Origin of the sequence: Natronosalvus halobius (assembly GCF_024138145.1) — an archaeon.
Lineage (GTDB): Archaea > Halobacteriota > Halobacteria > Halobacteriales > Natrialbaceae > Natronosalvus > Natronosalvus halobius.
In genome coordinates this window covers 2,429,891-2,449,636 of record NZ_CP099997.1, presented here as the reverse complement: position 1 = coordinate 2,449,636, position 19,746 = coordinate 2,429,891, and the positions used below count along the sequence as shown (strand labels likewise).

The 19,746-nt window shown below is 64.3% G+C and carries 20 protein-coding genes and 1 tRNA gene; 12 read left to right on the top strand and 9 right to left on the bottom strand.

What is annotated here, in order from left to right:
* The first annotated feature begins 34 nt into the window (after window positions 1-34).
* The 3 genes from eif1A (at window position 35) to NGM15_RS12010 (ending at window position 2,773) form a co-directional block, all read left to right on the top strand.
* Entirely contained in the window at window positions 35-322 is a 288-nt protein-coding gene (gene eif1A / locus NGM15_RS12020; protein WP_253431206.1) for a translation initiation factor eIF-1A, read from the top strand.
* 610 nt (window positions 323-932) lie between these two features.
* Window positions 933-2,501 (top strand): Na+/H+ antiporter NhaC family protein, encoded by a 1,569-nt coding sequence (locus NGM15_RS12015; RefSeq protein WP_253431203.1) that lies wholly within the window; start codon window positions 933-935, stop codon window positions 2,499-2,501.
* Complete coding sequence (locus tag NGM15_RS12010) at window positions 2,498-2,773, top strand: DUF7513 family protein (RefSeq protein ID WP_253431200.1); 276 nt, start codon at window positions 2,498-2,500, stop codon at window positions 2,771-2,773. Before NGM15_RS12015 ends, NGM15_RS12010 begins: the two co-directional genes overlap by 4 nt.
* A 310-nt stretch (window positions 2,774-3,083) precedes the next feature.
* Here NGM15_RS12010 and NGM15_RS12005 read toward each other — a convergent pair whose 3' ends face one another.
* The 4 genes from NGM15_RS12005 to NGM15_RS11990 all read right to left on the bottom strand — a co-directional run bounded on the left by NGM15_RS12005 (window position 3,084) and on the right by NGM15_RS11990 (window position 7,422).
* Entirely contained in the window at window positions 3,084-4,196 is a 1,113-nt protein-coding gene (locus NGM15_RS12005) for a pyridoxal-phosphate-dependent aminotransferase family protein (RefSeq protein ID WP_253431197.1), read from the bottom strand.
* Window positions 4,197-4,350: 154 nt separating this feature from the next.
* Window positions 4,351-5,391, bottom strand: coding sequence for a DMT family transporter (locus NGM15_RS12000; RefSeq protein ID WP_253431194.1), 1,041 nt, complete (start codon window positions 5,389-5,391; stop codon window positions 4,351-4,353).
* A gap of 270 nt (window positions 5,392-5,661) precedes the next feature.
* Window positions 5,662-6,015 (bottom strand): hypothetical protein, encoded by a 354-nt coding sequence (locus NGM15_RS11995; protein ID WP_253431192.1) that lies wholly within the window; start codon window positions 6,013-6,015, stop codon window positions 5,662-5,664.
* A 180-nt stretch (window positions 6,016-6,195) separates the two neighbouring features.
* Entirely contained in the window at window positions 6,196-7,422 is a 1,227-nt protein-coding gene (locus NGM15_RS11990) for an MFS transporter (protein WP_253431190.1), read from the bottom strand.
* Between the two features lie 166 nt (window positions 7,423-7,588).
* Here NGM15_RS11990 and NGM15_RS11985 point away from each other — a divergent pair, with 166 nt between their 5' ends.
* From NGM15_RS11985 to NGM15_RS11975, 3 genes are all read left to right on the top strand, one after another.
* Complete coding sequence (locus tag NGM15_RS11985) at window positions 7,589-8,938, top strand: O-acetylhomoserine aminocarboxypropyltransferase/cysteine synthase family protein (protein WP_253431188.1); 1,350 nt, start codon at window positions 7,589-7,591, stop codon at window positions 8,936-8,938.
* A gap of 4 nt (window positions 8,939-8,942) precedes the next feature.
* The gene (gene metX, locus NGM15_RS11980; protein WP_253431186.1) at window positions 8,943-10,184 is read left to right on the top strand and encodes a homoserine O-acetyltransferase MetX; all 1,242 of its coding nucleotides are present in this window, start codon (window positions 8,943-8,945) and stop codon (window positions 10,182-10,184) included.
* A 91-nt stretch (window positions 10,185-10,275) separates the two neighbouring features.
* Window positions 10,276-11,346, top strand: coding sequence for a hypothetical protein (locus NGM15_RS11975; RefSeq protein WP_253431184.1), 1,071 nt, complete (start codon window positions 10,276-10,278; stop codon window positions 11,344-11,346).
* Here NGM15_RS11975 and NGM15_RS11970 read toward each other — a convergent pair.
* Together NGM15_RS11970 and serB are read right to left on the bottom strand one after the other, a co-directional pair.
* Window positions 11,343-11,774, bottom strand: coding sequence for a hypothetical protein (locus NGM15_RS11970; protein ID WP_425494444.1), 432 nt, complete (start codon window positions 11,772-11,774; stop codon window positions 11,343-11,345). The two genes, NGM15_RS11975 and NGM15_RS11970, sit on opposite strands and share 4 nt — an antisense overlap.
* Window positions 11,775-11,944: 170 nt before the next feature.
* The gene (gene serB / locus NGM15_RS11965) at window positions 11,945-12,595 is read right to left on the bottom strand and encodes a phosphoserine phosphatase SerB (RefSeq protein WP_253431180.1); all 651 of its coding nucleotides are present in this window, start codon (window positions 12,593-12,595) and stop codon (window positions 11,945-11,947) included.
* A 100-nt stretch (window positions 12,596-12,695) separates the two neighbouring features.
* Between serB and NGM15_RS11960 the strand changes: the two genes are divergently transcribed.
* The 4 genes from NGM15_RS11960 to NGM15_RS11945 all read left to right on the top strand — a co-directional run bounded on the left by NGM15_RS11960 (window position 12,696) and on the right by NGM15_RS11945 (window position 15,372).
* Entirely contained in the window at window positions 12,696-12,971 is a 276-nt protein-coding gene (locus NGM15_RS11960; protein ID WP_253431179.1) for a DUF7967 family protein, read from the top strand.
* A 151-nt stretch (window positions 12,972-13,122) separates the two neighbouring features.
* Entirely contained in the window at window positions 13,123-13,929 is an 807-nt protein-coding gene (locus tag NGM15_RS11955) for a hypothetical protein (protein WP_253431177.1), read from the top strand.
* 61 nt (window positions 13,930-13,990) lie between these two features.
* Window positions 13,991-14,100: transfer RNA gene (locus NGM15_RS11950), tRNA-Arg, on the top strand.
* Window positions 14,101-14,952: 852 nt separating this feature from the next.
* Window positions 14,953-15,372, top strand: coding sequence for a putative sulfate/molybdate transporter (locus NGM15_RS11945; protein ID WP_256498864.1), 420 nt, complete (start codon window positions 14,953-14,955; stop codon window positions 15,370-15,372).
* A gap of 104 nt (window positions 15,373-15,476) precedes the next feature.
* Here NGM15_RS11945 and NGM15_RS11940 read toward each other — a convergent pair whose 3' ends face one another.
* Window positions 15,477-16,589, bottom strand: a complete 1,113-nt coding sequence (locus tag NGM15_RS11940) for an aminopeptidase (protein ID WP_253431174.1) — start codon at window positions 16,587-16,589, stop codon at window positions 15,477-15,479.
* Between the two features lie 185 nt (window positions 16,590-16,774).
* Here NGM15_RS11940 and ltaE point away from each other — a divergent pair, with 185 nt between their 5' ends.
* The gene (ltaE, locus tag NGM15_RS11935) at window positions 16,775-17,791 is read left to right on the top strand and encodes a low-specificity L-threonine aldolase (protein WP_253431171.1); all 1,017 of its coding nucleotides are present in this window, start codon (window positions 16,775-16,777) and stop codon (window positions 17,789-17,791) included.
* A gap of 171 nt (window positions 17,792-17,962) precedes the next feature.
* Here ltaE and NGM15_RS18730 read toward each other — a convergent pair whose 3' ends face one another.
* The gene (locus tag NGM15_RS18730) at window positions 17,963-18,094 is read right to left on the bottom strand and encodes a DUF7859 family protein (RefSeq protein ID WP_256498863.1); all 132 of its coding nucleotides are present in this window, start codon (window positions 18,092-18,094) and stop codon (window positions 17,963-17,965) included.
* Window positions 18,095-18,507: 413 nt separating this feature from the next.
* Window positions 18,508-19,035 (bottom strand): metallophosphoesterase, encoded by a 528-nt coding sequence (locus NGM15_RS11930; protein ID WP_253438060.1) that lies wholly within the window; start codon window positions 19,033-19,035, stop codon window positions 18,508-18,510.
* A gap of 104 nt (window positions 19,036-19,139) precedes the next feature.
* On the opposite strand from NGM15_RS11930, the gene NGM15_RS11925 reads away from it, so the two are divergent.
* Complete coding sequence (locus NGM15_RS11925; protein ID WP_253431168.1) at window positions 19,140-19,703, top strand: metal-dependent hydrolase; 564 nt, start codon at window positions 19,140-19,142, stop codon at window positions 19,701-19,703.
* Window positions 19,704-19,746: the final 43 nt, after the last annotated feature.

The window sequence follows — 19,746 nt, the reverse complement described above, 5'->3', positions numbered from 1 at the left end:
AACCCTTAACCGTACCGGGATCAAACGCCGGCATATGAGCGACGACGAGGGTGGGCGCAAGAACCTCCGAATGCCCGACGACGACGAGGTCTTTGCGACCGTCACGAACATGCTCGGGGCGAACCGCGTGAAAGTGCGGTGTGCCGACGGCGAGGAGCGTACGGCCCGCATTCCGGGGAAGATGCAAAAGCGGATCTGGATCCGTGAGGACGACGTCGTCCTCGTTTCCCCCTGGGACTGGCAGGACGAGAAGGCCGACATCACCTGGCGCTACGAGAAGGCCGACGCCGACCAGCTCAGGCGGGAAGGCCACATCCAATAAAACGACCTTTTGCGCTGCGTTCGTATCGCGACGGGAGCGCCAGTGGCGCTCCACGTCGCGTTGACACTCGGCAAAAGCTCGACCAAAAAATACGGAAAACGGTTCCGTTCACTCCGCTCACGGACTGTGACTTCCGAGTTCTCACTCGCGTTGCTCGCGAGAACACTCCTCTTTCCGTTCCGTGACGCCTCCTCTTTCCGTTCCGTGACGCCTCCTCTTTCCGTTCCATAACGCGCTGCGTCACTCCACGTCAGTCGTTGGCCCGCTCGCCTACGAATTCGCTCGCGGTTCAATTCAGGGAATCGCCTGCCTTCTCCCAAGTCGCACGTCTCTCGCGTTGCTCGAGTCGTGCTCCCGGCCACTACAGCACACGTGCAGGGCTGACCGAAATTCGGTCGGCAACTCCGTTTCATCCGGCGATCGAGGCAGTTACAATGTTCAGAGCGACTCGAGGCCGCGTTCGTCCAAGTGATGCGAACCCACCGTTGCGAAGGTCCCGCTGTGAATTCAGGAGACGTTACTCACGATTCGTGTAGCCGTACCAGCAAAACCGACTGACGACTCCGTGAATTATATTGTACATTGGTAACAACGTACGCGCGGTGATGAAATGTCACGCAGGGACGACCCACCAGACGACGAGGATATAGCCAGCGAACAGTTCGTCGATCCGACCGACGAGGAACCGGCGATCACGTTCTACGGCGGTCGAGGAATGAGTGCGTTGCCAATCGCGTTCTTCGTCCTCTGGGCGATCGTTCAGACCGCATTGTTGCGCATCTCGAGCGAAGAGGGCCTCGTGCTCGGGATCCTCCTGGGACTCATTCTCGGGATGTTCTTCGTGAAGGGCTCCTGGAAGGGGTACGCGAACACCATCTTCGAGGGGATGACCCAGCCGGTCGCGGTGACGGCGATCGTCGCCTGGATCTGGGCAGGGATGTTCGCTCAGACGATGCAGACCGGCGGGTTCGTCGAGGGGCTGGTCTGGATGGCCGACCTCACCGGCGTTGGCGCGGCGCTGTTCCCGGCGATCACGTTCGTGCTGGCGGCGCTCCTCGCGACCGGCATCGGGACGGGTTACGGGACGACGATCGCCTTCGTCGCCCTGTTTTTCCCGGCCGGCGTGCTTCTGGGCACGAACCCGGTGTTGCTGTTCGGTGCGATTTTGTCGGGCGCGATTTTCGGCGACAACCTCGCGCCGGTCAGCGACACGACGATCGTCAGCGCCGTCACGCAGGACGCTGACATCGGCGGCGTCGTCGCGTCCCGATTCAAGTACGCGATCATCGCCGCGGTGCTCGCGTTCGTCGGATACGTCGTTGCGAGCTCCGTGCTCCCCGGTGCCGAGATCACCAACGGGGCCGAGGCCAGACAGCTCTTCGTCGAGGAGAGCACTCCAATCGGGCTCGTTCACCTGCTCTCGATGGGCGTGGTCATCGCGACGGCGGTCGCCGGGCGACACATCGTCGAGGCCATCTCCTGGGGGATCGTCTTCGCTGTGGCTTCGAATCTCCTGTTTGGCCTCACGGCGCCGAGCGCCATCGTCAACTTCGAGGCACCCGCTGACGCACCGGCAGCGGACCAACTCGCGGTGTTGCCGATCGTCGAGATCGCCGAGGATCCCGCCGTGACCGGCAGCCTCGTCGAGGGCGCCGCCGGCTTCTTCACGCTGTCGATCCTCGTGCTGTTCATCATCGGCGCTGCCCAGATCATGATCCGTGGCGGTGCGTTCCAGGCGATACTCGACTGGTCGCTCGACACGCTCGCGACGAACGTCCGCAACGCCGAACTGACGATGGTCGGATCCGCCGCGTTGATCAACGCGACGATCACGATCAACACCGCCGCCGAGGTCGCGATCGGTCCCTACATCTCGAAGGTCGGCGAGCGCTTCAACATCAACGGCTACCGGCGCGCGAACATCCTGGACGCCCAGACGGCCGCGCTGGGTTACATCTTCCCGTGGTCCGGCGGGGTCCTGGTAGGCTACTCCGAGATGCAGGGGCTGCCGGGGACGTACGACTGGTTCGACGAGTCGCTGATCGTCAATCCGATTGACGTCGTCCCGTTCGTCTTCCACGGCTGGCTGCTGGTGGCGGTGTTTGTCCTCGCGGCAATCACCGGCTTCGGCCGTGAGTACGTTATCGACCGCGAATCGGAGGAGGTGGCCCGCGTATGAGCGTCCTGGAGAAGTTCCTCAGCGGGTGGCACTTCCGGACGACCAGGCCGACGCTCACCCCGGGAACCGAGGTGGACGTCTTCCTCTCGGAGTTCGACGCTGACGACGTCGGTATCGCCCGTATCGGTGACACCGTGTTGTACGTCGAGGGAGTGAGCCCCGGGCACGTAGAAAAGCGCGTCCGGGTCCACGTCACCGAGTTCGACGACTCGATGTCGACTGGTCGCGGCGAGTACGTCGAGACCGTCGGCGAGAGTTCCTACACCCAGTAGGTTGGTTGCGACGACCGAGACGACGGCTGCGAACCTCGCCTGTTACAACCCGGCGACGTCCTCAATCGCGTCGGTCAGGGCTTCGATCGACTCGAGGTCGTGTTCGCCCACGTAGACCCACCTTTTGCGCTGCGTTCTGGCTCACCGTCGGTAGCTTCGCTACCGCCCGGTTCGCCGTCACTCGGCAAAAGCTGGATCAAAAACACTCCTCACTCCCTCGGAGCGCGGCACTTCGCGCCGCGCTTCGGTCGTTCGTCGGTCCGCTCACTCACTTCCGTTCATTCGCGGTGAAAACGCTACGAGGGTCGCCTCACAACCCGGCGACATCCTCGATGGCGTCGGTCAGCGCTTCGATGGACTCGAGGTCGTGTTCGCCCATGTGGCCGATGCGGAACGTCTTCTCGCCCAGTGCCGAGCCGTAGCCGTTCGAGAAGACCATGTCGTACTCCTCGGAGACGGCCTCGATGGTGCCGGCGACGTCGATCCCACGCGTGTTCTCGATACAGCTCACCGTCTGTGATTCGTAGCCCTCTTCGGGAAACATGTCGAAGTGCTCGCGGGCCCACTCCTGGGTGTACTTGGCCATCTCCCGGTGACGTCGGTCACGGGCGTCGTGGCCCTCCTCGAGCATGTGCTTCATCTGTATTCGGTACGCGAGCATGACCGGGATAGCCGGTGTGGAGTGAGTTTGCCCCTTCCGGTCGTAGTAGTCGATGGTGCGCTGGAAGCCGCCGTACCACGAGGCGGACTCACTCTCGAGCTCGCGCTCGTAGGCGTCCTCGCTGACGACGCACACGGCGAGCCCGGGCGGCATGGCGAACGCCTTCTGGACCGAGGTGAAGATGACGTCGATGCCGTGGGCGTCGATGTCGACGTAATCACCCCCCAGTGCGGAGACGGCGTCGACGACGAAGGAGGTATCCGGGTACTCGGCGACGACGTCGCCAATCTCCTCGACGGGATTGCGGACGCCGGTCGAACTCTCGTTCATCACGCAGGTGACGACGTCGTAGTCGGTGTCGCTCTCCTCGAGGCGCTCGCGGACGTCCTCGGGTTTCACCGCCTGGCCCCACTCGTACTCGAGGGTGTCGACGGTCTTACCGAGGCGTTCGGCGACGTTGGCCTGTCGCTCGCTGAAACTGCCGCAGGTCGTGACGAGGGCGTGTTCGTCGACGAGGTTCAGAATCGAACTCTCCATGAACTCGGTTCCCGACCCCGTGAGGACGATCACGTCGTTATCGGTGCCGAGGAACGCCTTCGTGTCCTCGACGATGGTCGTGTAGAGGTCGGTCATGCGGTCCATCCGGTGGCCGAACATCGGTTCGCACATCGCCTCGATGACGTCCTCGCGCACTTCGGTCGGACCCGGAATGTACAGCGTCTTGTCGGGGTAGTCGTCTCTGTATTCGCGTTTCTCGGTCACGGGACTCACCTGATAGGCGGTACTGGGTCACGTGAGGCTATGGTCCTTGTGAATGGCACAATTCCACAATGGGTGACCAACCAGGTGCGGCAGTCGCGAGAAGGGACACAGGTGCGGCAGTCGCGAGAAGGGACATCGAGGCGCGTGTCGATCGTTAGTCCGCAGCGACGGCGTCGCCTCGAGCCGACTGCGTCGATTCGGGGGTCCGGTCCTGGTCTCGGTCCTCGTCCACGAGGTAGACGTTCCCGCCGACGACGACGCCGTCGATGTCGCTCGGACGGTAGGGTCCGTAGCCGATCGCGGGCGCGGCCGTCTGCCAGAGGGCACCGAGTTTACATAGCGCGAATCCGACGATGATCAGCGTGAACCCCGCGACCGTCCCGGCGGTGAGCGACTCGCCCAGTGCCGCCCAGCCAACGACCGCCGCGACGACCGGCACGGCGTAGTTGACGAGACTGAGTTCCGTCGCCCCGATGCGCTCGAGGAGGACGAAGTAGACGAAGAACCCGCCGCCGGTGGCGACGACGGCGAGGTACGCCAGGGCGAACACCGCGTCGGTCGTCATCTCGAGGCCGACCAGGGTTTCGGCGGGGTGGAGGCCGCTGAGGGTGTGCAGGACGACCGCTCCGAGTCCCATCGCCCAGGCCTGCTGGGAGACGATCGGCAGCGTTCCCCGGGTGCGTTCGGTGAGCACAGAGCCCAGGGCGAAGACGACCGCCGAGACGAACAGCAGGCCGACGCCGAGGGCCTGGCCGCCGAACGAACCACCCTCGAGGGCAATCGTGCTGACGCCGACCAGCCCCAGCAACAACCCGACGACGGCCTGTGGGCGAATCCGCTCACGGGGGAGCAAAGCGAGCGCCAGCGGCGGCGTCACGATGGGCGTCAGGCTGAGGACGACCGCCGCGACGCTGCTCGAGACCATCGACTGGCCGAGAAAGAGCAGCGCGAAGTGAGCGCCGACGAGGAGGCCACCGCCGATCGCGATCAGGAGCCAGTCGGCTCGAACGCTTGGCCACCAGGACGCGCCAGTGAGGGCGACGGCGGCGACGAAGAGGAGTGCCGCGACGTCGAACCGGAGCGCGGCGAAGAGGATCGGAGGCACGGTCGCCAGGCCAACCTCGATCGCCGCGAACGAGGTGCCCCAGACGAGTGCAAGTCCGAGAAAGAGCACGATATCTCTCGTATCAGTCATTATCCTCAAAATGGGTCGACCGTATATCTATGTTGCTATTCACTCTTCTCGAGGGCCATAGGCGGATAATTCGGGGGTGTATGATAACATTCGACAATGGGTCGAGTGGGTGTGTTACTATCTCACGTGACAGCTAAGTGGAGTCGGGGGCGATCGACTTCGTCCACGGGGAGCGGCAGCGAGCAGGAGCCTCGTGGCTCGGCGTTTCGTCAGTCTGTCCCCTCGAGCGGTGCTCCAACTGGTCGGCAAAAACGATCGGTGCGCGACGAATTATTCGTCTTCGGTTTCGTTGTCGTCGCCGACGTCGGTTTCGTTGTCGTCACCAACGTCAGTTTCGTTGTCCTCTTCTTCGTCGTCACCGACATCGGTTTCGTTGTCTTCTTCTTCGTCGTCACCGACATCGGTTTCGTTGTCTTCTTCTTCGTCGTCGCCGACATCGGTTTCGTCGTCTTCCTCGTCGTCGCCGACGCCGGTGTCGGTTTCGTTGTCGTCGCCAATACCGGTCTCGTTCTCCGGCGCACCCTCCTCATCGCTCGGTCCGCCACAGCCGGCGAGGACGGCCGAAAGCGCAACGCCTGAAATACCGAGTATTCGTCGTCGTGAGTAGGGTTGTTTTGATCCCATAATCACCGGTTCATCAAACGGATGGATATAACGATGACCTGCAACTGCCGGTTTTTTGTTACGAACCGACACGTCGAACGGACGACTCTCGATGGCTGAAGCCCCGAAAACAGCCCGATCCCGGCGTTATTCGTCACTAATACGATGAGAATTCGCTCCGTCAGTGAGGGTTCCGTCCGACTAGACGTCTCGACCGCGAAGCGACAACGATCCCTGGCCGAGCGAGAGGCGCACGAACGCCGGGGCGGCGACGATCGCGATCGCGATCTCGAGGCCGCCGACGACGAGGAACGCCAGACTGTAGCCGTACTGGCTGGCGACCGTGCCTCCGATGAGGAAACCACCGAGAAAACCGAGGCTGCCGGCCAGGTTGAACCCGGCCATCGCCAGTCCGCGCTCGCCGTCGGCCGCGAGGTCGGTGACGAGGGCCATCGTCGCCGGCGAGATGAGCGCCCCCAGGACGCCGACGACGACCATCATCGCGGCGGCGAGGGTTACCGTTGGAGCGGCGCCGACCGCCAGAATGCCGACACCGTAACAGAGCGACCCGACGACGATGGGGATTGTTCGACCGATTCGATCCGAGAGCGCGCCCATGGGGTACTGCAGGAGGGCGAACGGCGCGAAAAAGCACGCGAGCAAGAGGCCGGTCGTGGCCGCGTCCACCTCGAAGGTCGCCTGAAAGTACAGCGTCCCGACGAGGGCGAAAAAGCCCGCCGTCAGCCGGTCGATGAAGCCGAACGCGTAGGGGATCGACAGCGTCGGCCGCCGTCGGACGCCCTCCAGGATGGCGCTCGCTCGCCGGCGCGTGCTGGGTGCACGGTCAGTCGCGAGGGTCACGAGGAGGCCGACCAGGCCGAGCAAGAGGGCCGCGACCGCGAGCGGGGCGAGGGGGTCGACCGCCGTGAGCTGCCCGCCGACCGGGGCGCCCATCGCGGCGCCGAGACCGATGGCGATTCCGGCCGCACCCATGTTTCGCCCGTGGCCGCCCTCGAGGTCCATGAGCATCGTCATGGTGAGCGAGAGCGCGCCGACGGTCATCGCTCCCTGGAACGCGCGCAGGACGAGCACGGCCCCGAAGGAGAGCGAGGCGAACGCGCCGATGAGTGCGAGGGCAGCGTAGCCCGCGCTCCCGCCGAGCGCGCTCGCGACGATGAACGGCGTCCGCTTGCCGGTCGCGTCGCTGGCGATTCCCCAGAATCCGACGAAGACGACGTAGGCGGCGAACTCCGCGACGAGGAACCACATACTGGCGTCGAGGGTGGTCGACGTCAGCGGCGAGGTGGTTGCCCCGGCGCCGAGAGCCTCGACGAGGTCCGCGATGCCCGGGTAGAGCAGTAGCTGGGAGAAGAGCACGGCGAAGACGACCGTCGCGAGGACGATTCGATCCCGGTCGCTCGAGTGCACGTACACGTGTTGGCACTCGATACCTATGAAACCGTCAGTTCCGGGTGGGATCGAGCCCCTTCTAAAACATTCTCTCGGCCACCGTGCAAGCGAATCGCTCTCATCCGATGGCCGTATTTGCCGTTACTGCTGTGCATAAGTCTACGTAGAAGTATGCATACGAAACATGAGAAACGACGAGAGCGACGGCCCCTCGAGCCCCGGGCTGGCCACCCGGAGCGTCCACGCCGGCTACGACGGCGATCCGGCTACCGGTGCGGCCGCGGTACCGATCCACCAGACGACCTCCTACACCTTCGACGACGCGGATACTGCCGCCGACCTGTATGCCCTCGAGCGCGAGGGCCACATCTACTCCCGGATCAGCAACCCCACGGTCGAGGTTCTCGAGGAGCGCCTCGCCTCGCTCGAGGGCGCGAGCGGCGCCGTCGCGAGCGCGAGCGGGATGGCCGCACTGGACTCAATCGTCCTGGTGCTCGCCGAATCCGGCGACAACGTCGTCTGTTCGACGGATACCTACGGGGGGACGACCGCGTACTTCGCGAAGACGGCGGCACGCCGAGGGATCGACACCCGGTTCGTCCCGACGCTCGAGGCGGATGCTTACACCGAGGACATCGACGAGGACACCGCGTTCGTTCACGTCGAAACGGTCGGCAACCCCTCGCTCGTCACGCCCGACTTCGAAACCATCGCCGACATCGCCCACGAGAACGGCGTCCCGCTGGTCGTCGACAACACGTTCGCCTCGCCCGCGCTGTGCCGGCCGCTCGAGCACGGCGCCGACGTCGTCTGGGAGTCGACGACGAAGTGGATCCACGGCTCCGGGACGACGGTCGGCGGCGTCGTCGCCGACGGCGGGTCGTTCGACTGGGGCGCCCACGGGTACGACGAGGTCGCCGGTCCGAACGACGCCTACCACGATGTCGACTTCTCGCGTGACTTCGCGGACGCGCCGCTGGCCGCCGCCGTCCGCTACCGGTCGACGCGTAGTCTCGGCAACCAGCAGTCGCCCGTCGACGCCTGGGAGACGCTCCAGGGGCTCGAGACCCTTCCCCTTCGAATCGAGAAACACTGCGAGAACGCCGCCATCGTCGCCGACTACCTCGCCGACCACGACGACGTGGCCTGGGTCACCTACCCGGGGCTCGAGAGCCACCCGACGCACGACAACGCCGCGACCTACCTCGCGGACTACGGGAGCATGATCGCGTTCGGGCTCGAGGGCGCCGCCGATTCGGATTCAGACGACGCGCACGGCGGCTACGAGGCCGGCAAGCGGTTCTGCGAGTCCGTCCAGGTCGCCCAGTTCCTCGCGAACATCGGCGACGCGAAGACGCTCGTCATCCACCCCGCGAGCACCACCCACGGCCAGCTCACGCCCGAGGAGCAGGCCGACGCCGGTGTCACGCCCGACCTCGTTCGACTTTCGGTCGGTATCGAAGACCCCGAGGACGTCCTGGCCGACCTCGAGCAGGCGATCGAGTCGGCGACGACACCGGCGGGAGGCGAGTGACCCGATGACCACCAGGGATACGGTCGACCTCGGGTCGTTCACCTTCGAGTGCGGGGAATCCATCCCGTCGCTCGAGGTCGCCTACGAGACCTACGGCGAGTTCGACGGCTCGAACGCGGTCCTCGTCTGTCACGCGCTCACGGGAAGCGCCCACGTCGCCCGCCGTCCCGACGCCGGCGACGAGACGGCCGGACAGGCCCGCGCCTGGTGGGGCGACGTCGTCGGCCCCGGAAAAGCGATCGACACCACGGAGTACTACGTCGTCTGTGCGAACGTCCCTGGCTCGTGTTACGGCACGACGGGGCCCGCGAGCGAGAACCCCGATACTGGACGGCCGTACGGGACTGATTACCCACCGGTCACAGTCGGCGACTGGACCCGCGCCCAGCGGCGACTGCTCGACGAACTCGGCGTCGGTCGCCTGCGGGCGGTCGTCGGCGGCTCCGTCGGCGGGATGAACGTTCTCGACTGGCTGCGGCGCTACCCAGACGATATCGAGTGTGCGGGCGCCGTCGCGACCGCCCCGCGGCTCGATCCACAGTGTCTAGCCCTGGACGCGGTCGCTCGGCGGGCGATCACGAGCGACCCGGACTGGAACGGCGGTCACTACTACGAGGTCGAAGACGACGGGACCGAGGCTGGCAGCGGATCGCTCGAGGCCGGCCCGACGGACGGCCTGGCTCGCGCCCGCCAGATCGGCCACATCATGTACCTCTCGAAGGCCTCCATGGACCGAAAGTTCGGCCGTCGAGCGGCCGGCCGCGAGGCGACGCGAGACGGGCCGACGGACCCAGCCGGTGCGTTCTTCCCGTACCGTGATGTCGAATCCTACCTCGATTATCAGGCCGAGCGCTTCGTCGACCGGTTCGACGCGAACAGCTACCTCTACCTGACTCGGGCGATGGACGACTTCGACCTCGCTGCTGGCTACGAGTCTGACGCCGACGCGCTCGCCGCCTTCGAGGGCGACCTGTTGCTCCTCTCGTTTACCGGCGACTGGCACTTCACCGTCGAACAGGCCGAAGCCCTGGCCGAGACCTGTCGAGAAGCCAATATCGACGTCGCCCACCACGTCGTCGACTCCGATCACGGTCACGACGCGTTCCTCGTCGAACCCGAGAAAGTCGGCCCGCCGCTGTCGGGATTGCTCGAGGCCGGCCTCCAGGGGCGAGCGATCACGGACACCGTCGAGCGTCCGGAGTCGAGCCCGTTCGCGCCCGTTCACACTAGCCTCTTCTCTCGGTGAGTACGCTCGTCCTCCTGGTCGCCGCAGGATAATTCGCGAGGACCGTCTTACTGATCAAAAGACTAACTAGTGTTGGGTTCGTCGGACCGGTATGGCCCCCGAGCGCCGCCTCGAGTACGAACGGTCCTCTGCACCTCCTGCCTCCTCTGACGACGGAGCAGGAACGAATCGACGAACGCTGGCGGACGAGCGCGACGAAGCGACTTCGGGTATCGGCGTGGCGCGTTCCAAGATGATACAGTTCGTCGACAGGGTCCCACAGTACGCCAAAATTGGTTCGCTCACCGGCGTGACCGCGTTCGTCGTCGTGTATCTCGTGGCCTACCAGCTTACCCTGGCCACCAGAAGCGGGATGACTCCCGCCGAGGGCGAACCGGGTGTGTGGGTGTACGCGGGCATCGTCACGCTCGTCAGTCACGGTGGAACCCTCGCCCAGGAGCCTGAGGGTACGCCCTACCTGATGATTCAGACCCTTCAGATCGGACCGATGTTTCTCGTTCCGACCGCGATACTCGTCCTGGTGACCGCGGGCGCCGTCGTCGGCAGGTACTTCGAGTCAGAGACGATCACCGAGATCGCCGTCGCCGTTAGTGCGGCCAGTGTGGTGTACGTCGGCGCGCTCTCGTTGCTGACCCGATTCGCGAGGTACTCGCTGGAAGCGGCCGATTCGAACATCAGACGGGAGGCCGACATCGAAACGATAGCCATCGGGCTCGACCTGTCGTTTCTCCTCACATCCATCGTCCTGGTTCTCGCATTTACGTCGCTGGGCGCTCTCCTCGCTCGCTCCTGGACGCACTTTGCGATGCCGTCGCGGGTCGATACCGACTCGAGTGAGGAAGAACCGTCGGAAGGAGACGACCCAGGCGAACTGGCCCCGCGGTCACGGATCGCGGATGAAACTTCGTCGCTGGTGACGAATGGCGAACCGGATGGCGAACCGCACGGCGAGCACATGGACGACGCCGAGGCCAGATCCGAGACCGCGAAGGAGTCACCTCCTGAAACCGGCCAGGACCACGATCACGACCGCTACAAACCCGATGATTTGCCGTCCGAATCCGCCGATGGCCACGACCGGGGCCACAATCGCAACCGAGACCGTGGCCAGAACGGAGACCGCGATCGAAACCACGACCGGTATCGCCCGTCGGACGATTAGTCGTCAGCGGTGTGTGGGTGATCGAACCCAATGCTGGCATCGACAGGTCCGTTTCCGTATGCCGATCCGGCATACTCGCCGTCGACGACGAACTGGTCGCGCACGCTCGTTTCGCCGACCAGGCCCTCGAGCCAGCGTTGTGCATCTCGGACGAAGAGTGCGAGGCCGTCGACGCGAGTAATCGGTGCCGCCTGGCTTCCAGGAGAGCGGAAAAGCGCGATTAACGCCCACATCGTACCGGCACAGAGCGCGCCCGTTGCCGAGAACGTCATTCCCATCGTCGAAAACGTGAGGCCGTACACTATCCCGATTCCCATCGAGGGAAGGCTCGTTCCGAGGGGCACGCGCGCTGTCGCATCCCGTAGCGTCGGGGCGAGAAAGAATATCGACAGGCCGCTACCAACCATGAAAACCAAATCTTGCCACATCGTTACCGGTCTTATTTCGGGAGCGGGTAAATACTCATTGGTATCAAAAATGCGTGGTTGGAATTAACTTAGTGCGAAATTGACTATCATTCGAGTTAATTTGTAGCCCTGTGATGGTCAGAACCGTCTTCGGTCCGTTTGCGTCCGCTTCACGGGGAACATCCAGACGCTCACTCGAGTATGCCCGCCTTACGAAGTTCTGATCGAACACCGTCCATGGACGTCACGACGACGTCACAGTGGGGTTCGACGGCTGGCTTGGGATCGAAGCCGATGGCGAGACCGGCCACCCGAAGCATCGGCAGGTCGTTCGCACCGTCGCCGACCGCGACCGTCGACTCGAGGGGCACATCGACGGTGTCGGCGAGAGTGGCAAGCGCGTCGTCTTTCGTCCCCTCGACGAGCGGCCCCTCGACGTCGCCGGTCAGCGCCTCGCCAGCCTCGTCGAGCGGCAATCGGTTCGATACGACGTGATCGACCCTCGTGCCGTCGCGCTCGAGCGCCGCTTCGACGCCGCGCTGGAAGCCACCAGTGAGAATCGCCGTCGTGACCCCCGCCTCGTTCAGGTCCCGTATCAGGTCCGCTGCCCCCTCGCGGAGGACTACGTTCGCGTACGCGGCCTCGACCTCGACGCGCTCGAGAGACTCGAGCAGGGCCGCCCGCGAGCGCAGGCTCTCGGCGTAGCCGATCTCGTCGTTCATCGCTCGCTCGGTGATCTCGGCCATCTCGTCGGCGACGCCGAGTCGATCCCCCAGCAGGACGGTCATCTCCGAGTCCGAAAGGGTGCCGTCGAAGTCGAACGCAACGATCGTTTCGCGCATCACTCCTGGATTGCCAGTCCCGGGATAAACCAGTTCAGGTTCCCGCGAGTCTGGTCGCCGCGAGGGAAAGGATACCAGTGACGGGGCCGTTAGCACGAGTTTGACCGACTCGAGCGACGCCGTTCGATGCTGGCTCGTCGAACGAACCTTCGACGATCGGAACCTCGTCACGCTCGTCTACGCGATGTCGAACGGCGAGCGGTACCAGCGACGGGAGCGGTCGGCGACGGCCCTTCGAAGGGGGCCGCCGGTACCGGCTGCCAAGAGAATCGACGCGTCGGAACTCGCGCCGGTTCCGGACGAAGACACGCGGGAGCGATACGCGGAGGAAGCGTCTCGGGTCGCCGACGAGTACGCGCCCGACGATCAGAGCTAGCCGCCGACGCTCGCGGTGGGCTCGCCTGACGGTACGGACGCGCTACCGACGCCTATCTCCCGATTACTTACGCTCCTGCTCGAGGCCGATGTAGTCGATGTGGTGGGCCGACTCGGTATTCGCTTCTCGATTCGTCGGTGAGCACGCCGTGATGTCGATCGTTCGCCGGTACCACCGACAGCGCATTCGTTTACTGACCTGGTGGACCTGCGGACGGCACTACGCGGCCCCGATCGACCCGTTTCGCGTCGTCGAAGTCGCTCCGGATCGGATACGATACGCGCTCGAGCCACGCCAGCGCAGAGTGCTCGAGTCGAAGTCGCCGACGCACGTCCCGGCCGTCGTGCCCGGGACGTGGGACCTCGAGAGCGCCCGGGTACGGGAAACCGATCGCTATCGTCGCGTCGTCCAGTGGCTCACTAACGAGGGACGTCCGTCGTCGGCGCTCGCGGATGAACCACTCACCGTAGCCGCAGACGGCGGCCCTCGATCCGGAGGCGATCAGGGGACGAACCCGCGAGCAACAGTGCGACTCGAGCGGACAGGCGTTTCCGGCGACCGGAGCGCACTCGAGTGGTACCTCGCCGACCTCGCTACGCGGGGCTGTCCGCGGATCAGCGAGCGTCGTGACGAACGATCGACGGTTCTCGAGGCTGGGTCGGTCCTCGATCCCTGTCCGTCGTTTCCGGCCGCGACGGGCGAAGTTCGGGTCGACGTTGGTCGCGACGGTCGGTGGATTCTTCACGACGGACTCGAGCGCCTGGTCGTCGCGCAGCTACTCGGACTCGAAACGATCCCGGTTCACGTCTCCGTTCGTCACCGGCGGTGGCAACGCCGGCGCGACCGGGTGGTCCTGACGGGGGCCGATGCGGGTGATCATCCCGACCTCCTGGACATCGACTCGAGGTCGGAGAGTCAACCGGAGGCGTCGGTAGGCGGTTACGAATGCGCTCGATAGATGCGTTTTGTCCGTCGAAATCCCCACTGCTTATACTGGTTGACAGACGACAGGGAGTCGAGGGCACGTAGCTCAGTCTGGATAGAGCGTCGGACTTCTATCCCCGTCGCGGTTGCGGTTGCGGTGGGGGAAGACATCCGACGGTCGTGGGTTCGAATCCCATCGTGCCCGTGATTCTGCGACGAACGGACGTGAGGAGCGAATCACGAACGACGATGGGTTCGAATCAGGGAGCAGCTTCGTTGCGACCGTGGTTCGAATCCCATCGTGCCCGTGTACCCTGACGAGCGGACGTGAGACGAACGGATCGAGAACGGGTTCGGACGAGATAACGACGAGTGCAATTCGTTCCGCTACCTGTCGTGGGAACGGCGACGGTGTCGACGTCGCGATTCACGATCCAGAGATCGCGCCTGGTCGCCACGAACGCGGATCGGTGTGAGCAAAACCGATCACTGCACGAGCGGTACTGATCAGTCGGCTTCACCAGTTGGGTCCGCCTCGTCGTGCTCGGGGCTCGAAGCCAGCTCTACTTTCTCGAACGCTTGCTCCTCACACGAACATCCGTTCCGACCGATCGGGAGGATCATCCCGTCCAGGAGCTCGTGTGCGACGGATATTGATCTACAGGTCGCACAGAGTGCCAGTATCCGCTTTCTCCGTTCATTGGTTCACTCATATCGTTACACTCTCTAATCCTGATACCATTGTCGACACAGCGTCTAATAACGCCCAGACCGGCAATTTCGAGGTACCATTACGGCCAGAGACAGATCGATCAGCGTGTAATCCCCGGTGCGTCTGAAGGGATTCGGGCGCTCCGGCGGTGTTATATCGGCGGTCGTCCGCGAACTTACTCGAGACGTGCTTCGAACACCCACGAGAGGAGAGAAGAACGGGGGTGACGCGACGGTGTGTCAAGTGTTGTGCCTCTGATCAGTGACGGCACCAGTACCTCGCGTAGCGAACTGCCTATACCACCAGTGTTGCGGCAACATCTTCCGATGACGTGGTCGTACGAGATTGATCCCATTCAGCGGAGAACATCGACTGGATCGACACGCGATGACTGTTGCCTCAAATCGACGGTACCTCCTCGGGATTCCGGCGGGCGGTATCCCGCTGTGTCACGGCTGTGATGGCGTCGCCGGCAAGTACACGTTCGGCGCGCGATCCGGCGGTGCGAACGTTATCTTGGGCAGGTTCTACCTCGTGGCCGCCGTCTTCGCCTCGGTGACCTTGCTCGAGGCGTTTCCGCTGGCGATGCTGGGGGTCTTGCTGGTCGTCGTCGCCGTTATGCTGGGATCGGGTGTTCGCCAGTCCGAACACCTTCCGCTGTCGATCGGAATTGGGTTCCTGGCGCTGGCTACGAACATCGGGATCGCGTTCGTCGTCGGAATCGTCGCTCATCTGGGTTATCGGCGTGTCTCGAGTGGACACTGATGGTCGTCTCGCTCGATCGAAGCCGCCTTCTGACTCGCTCGTCACTCCCCCAACGCTCGTCACTTCGTGACTCGCTCGCAAAAGCTGGACCAAAAACTTCTATCTCACGCCTCGAAGCCGTCCTCGAATCGGAACGTCCCGTTTTTCTGAACAACCTCGCCATCCACTTCGATGAACGACTCCTCACTCATGTCGACGATCATGTCGACGTGGACCGCAGAGTCGTTCGCCTCGTTACCCTCGCCGACCGTCTCGTCGTAGGCGCGACCGACCGCCATGTGAACCGTATCGCCCATCTTCTCATCGAACAGCATATTGTAGGTGAAGCGGTCGATGTCGCGATTCATACCGATGCCGAGTTCGCCAAGCCGACGGGCACCGTCGTCCGTCTCGAGCACTTCCGTCAGCAGATTCTCGTTCTTTTCGGCCGCGTGGGAGACGACCTCGCCGTTCTCGAACTCGAGATAGGCGTCGGTGATTTCTCTGCCCTGGTGGTACAGCGGCATGTCGAAGAGCACCTCGCCCTGGACGCTGTCGGGAACGGGCGCGGTGAATACCTCGCCGCCGGGGAGGTTGTGCTCGCCGTAGTCGTTGAGCGTCGTGTTCCCGGCGACGCTCATCGTCACGTCCGTCGTGTCGCCGCTGACGATGTGTACCTCCTCGGCTGGGTCGAGAATCTCGACCATCTGTTGCTGGTGTTCGCGCACGGCGTCCCAGTCTTTGTTGACGGCGTCCCAGACGAAGTTCTCGTAGCCGTCGCGTGACATCTCGGCCAGTTGCGCGTTCGCGGGCGCGGGGAACTGCGTGAGACACCACCGCTTCGAGAGGCGCTCGTCCTGGACGGGGCGGTAGGCCTGTGAGTAGGCCGCGCTGACCTCGGGATCGACGTCGCTTGTCTCGGTCGCGTTGTCGTCCGCGCGGATCGCGATGTAGACGTCCGTATTCTCGATCAGTGCGAGTTCGTGTGATGGGGTGTCGAACTCGGGGTCGTCACCGTCGCCGTCTGCCGCCGCACGAAGAAACGCCCGGTGCTGACGTTTGCCTGCCCGCTTGCTCGTCGTGAGCGGGTTCGCGCCGGCGTCGCCAACGACCTCGTGGAGGGCGACGACCAGGTCCTCCGCGACGGGGTGGGCGTCGATAATGACGTTGTCGCCGGGCGTGAGGTCCACGGAGTGGTCGGCGATGATCTGTGCGTGCTCGCGGATTCGCGGATCCATGCTCGGCTATTTCGATTCGAAGTCGAATATCCTTTCGTTCCGAACGTCACTCGAGGCACTGGCAACCGAATCAGCGAGGCGCCACTCGAGCGCGGGAAGCCGAAACCAACGAGTCACGACGCGTTCGCCCGGCACCGACCGGGAGCGTCGCCTATTTCTTCGGCGAGACGAAACGGACACCTACCATGATCGATTTGCGCTCGGACACGGTCACGAAACCCGGCGACACGATGCGCGACGCCGCCCACGAAGCCGACGTGGGCGACGACGTCTACGGCGAAGACCCCACAGTGAACGAACTCGAGGAGCGCGCCGCCGACCTCGTGGGCAAGGAGGCGGCCCTCTACGTACCGACGGGGACGATGGGCAACCAGATCGCCGTCCGCGAACACACCGAGCGTGGCCAGGAGGTACTCGCCGACCGAGAGAGCCACGTCGTCAAGTGGGAACTCGGCGGGATGGCCCAGCACGCCGCCGTCCAGGTGCGGATGGTCGACGGCGAGCGCGGCGTTCCGTCCGCCGACCAGGTCGAAGCGGGCTACGTCGCGGAGGACCTCCACCGCCCCGGAACCGGGTTGCTCTGTCTCGAGAACACTCACAACGCGCGCGGGGGGCTGGCGATCGAACCAGTCCGGATCGCCGAGGCCGCCGACGCCGCTCGCGAGCGCGACGTAGCGGTTCACCTCGACGGTGCGCGCGTGTTCAACGCCGCGACAGCCCTCGACGTCGACGTCACCGACATCACTCAGCACGTCGACTCTGTGATGTTCTGTCTCTCCAAGGGGCTCGGCGCACCCGTTGGATCGATGCTCGCGGGCGACGCCGACTTCGTCGAGCGTGCGCGCCGAACGCGAAAACTCTTCGGCGGCGGGATGCGCCAGGTGGGGATCATTGCGGGCCCCGGCCTGCAGGCTCTCGAGAACGTCGACGACCTCGAGGCCGACCACGACAACGCACGGCTTCTGGCAGCAGGCCTGGACGACGTCGCGGGCCTGTCGACTCCCGAACCGGAGACCAACATCGTCGTCGTCGACGTCGGTGGAACGGGATTGGACGTCGAGAGCGTTCTCGAGCGCCTGCGCGAGCACGACGTCCTGGCGACCGCGTTCGGGCCGACGACGATTCGGTTCTGTACTCATCGAGACGTGTCGCGCGAGGACATCGAGCGAGCGGTCGAGCAGGTTGCTGGAGCGCTCGTCTAGGCCGCGTTTACCCTTCCGCCGATACCGTTTGTCACTCCCAACCTTCGAGCACCAGTTGCTCGCGGTCTCACCGCCGTGGCGAATCAGCGCCGTGGCGAATCAGCGCCCCATGGAGAATCAGCGCCCCATGGAGAATCAACGACCGACGACGGCCAGTCGTGAGAAATGGCGCTATCGTCGCTCCATTCCGTCCCGAAACTCGAGGACGGTCCGCCGGAGCAGAAGGTAGAGGAAGAAGATGAGCGACAGCAAAATGACTACCATCGCGATGATGACCGGGTCGTCGGGGATGAGGTCGAACATACGTCGAGGGTACACGGGGCGGTCGCAAAACCGTTTCGACGCCTCGAAGACGGTGAGATTCGAGGATCTGTGGGGTGGGGAACTGGCTTCGAGGCTGAGAAACGGATAGCTAAAATCGATTTTTTAGCTTGCGGTGAGTCTTTTTATACCCGACACGTAGGTGCTGATGGACTTCGGTCGCACACGTTCCCGTGACATCCACTGGTGCGACCGGTACAGTCCACCCACCGTCCGGGGCCGACCCAGCGCTCTCCCCCAGCGCGGAAGTCACGACAAACCGACCGATCGACCGATCGACCGACCACTCGCGGTCGGCCCCTACTCGTCCCCTCTGATGCTTCGGCGGTCGCCCGAACCGCCATTTACAGTCGCGTGCCCTCCCCCGTGGTCACCTGAACTTTCACATACGTCGCTCACTCACTCCTGTTTTCGCGCTCGAGCGCAAACGATTCAAGCAGCGTGCCGTCCGGTTCTCGAAGTTCGCCACGAACCGTCCCGTCCTTACCTCGCTCGAGCGTCGCAAACCCCGGCCGGTTTCCGCGTGGCTGGGCGTGGCTCCCGGGATTGAGCAACAGGACGCCCTCGGCGTCGACGACCGACGGGCGATGCGTGTGTCCCGAGACGACGACGTCCGCCTCGCGCGAGCGGCCGAACATCGCCAGACCGACATCGCCGCCGTCGCGACGGTGCGTGACCGCGATCCGGATTCCCTCGCAGTCGACGATCCGAACGGGCGGTAGCTGTTCGGTGACGGTAACGTTGTCGGCGTTGCCGTGAACGGGATAGAAGACGGGGCAGAGCGAGCGAAACGCCTCGAGAGTCTCTACCGTAGTGAAGTCGCCGGCGTGGACCACGGCGTCGGCCTCGCGGGCGGCCTCGAGCGCCGCACCCTCGAGGTGGTGACCGCCGGTGCTGTGAGTATCGGAGAAGATGGCGAGCATCGGGACGCGGTAGGCCGCGAGGGAGTACCACTGTTTCGACATCGGTTGGGCGCCTGTAGTCGCACCGTTTATACTCGTCCCCATCTTCGGACGAGACAGTACGTATGTGGCCACTCGGACACGCCGCCCTCGCTTACCTCCTCTACTCGCTCTGGACGCGCCGTCACCCGGCGCGGGTCCCGAGCGCGGTGGCAGTCGTCTGCGTCCTCGTCGGCAGCCAGTTTCCCGACCTGATCGACAAACCGCTCGCCTGGTACGCGACGATGCTCCCGACGGGCCGATCGATGGCGCACTCTCTGCTTTTCTTGCTCCCGGTTTCGCTCGTCGTCCTGGCCGTCGCGAGCCGGTACGATCGTCCGACCTACGCGATCGCCTTCGCCATCGGCGCGTTCTCACACCTCCTCGCCGACATCGTGCCGGCCCTCTGGGGTGCCGAAGAATTCGGGTATCTGTTGTGGCCGGTCGTCCCCGTCGAACCCTACGAAGAGGGCGTACCGAGCGTCCTCGAGTTGTTTTACAGCTCCCTGGGCGACCCCTACTTCCTGCTCGAGTTCGTCCTCGCCGCGGCGGCCCTGGTCGTCTGGCGTGCGGACGGCTATCCAGGACTCGACCTCGTGACGGACCGACTCGAACGGAGCCGAGACGAGCGTGAACACCCTTCGCGCTGACCGGTCGGCCGGTGAACCGGCGCAACGGTTTTCCTCCGGGGCG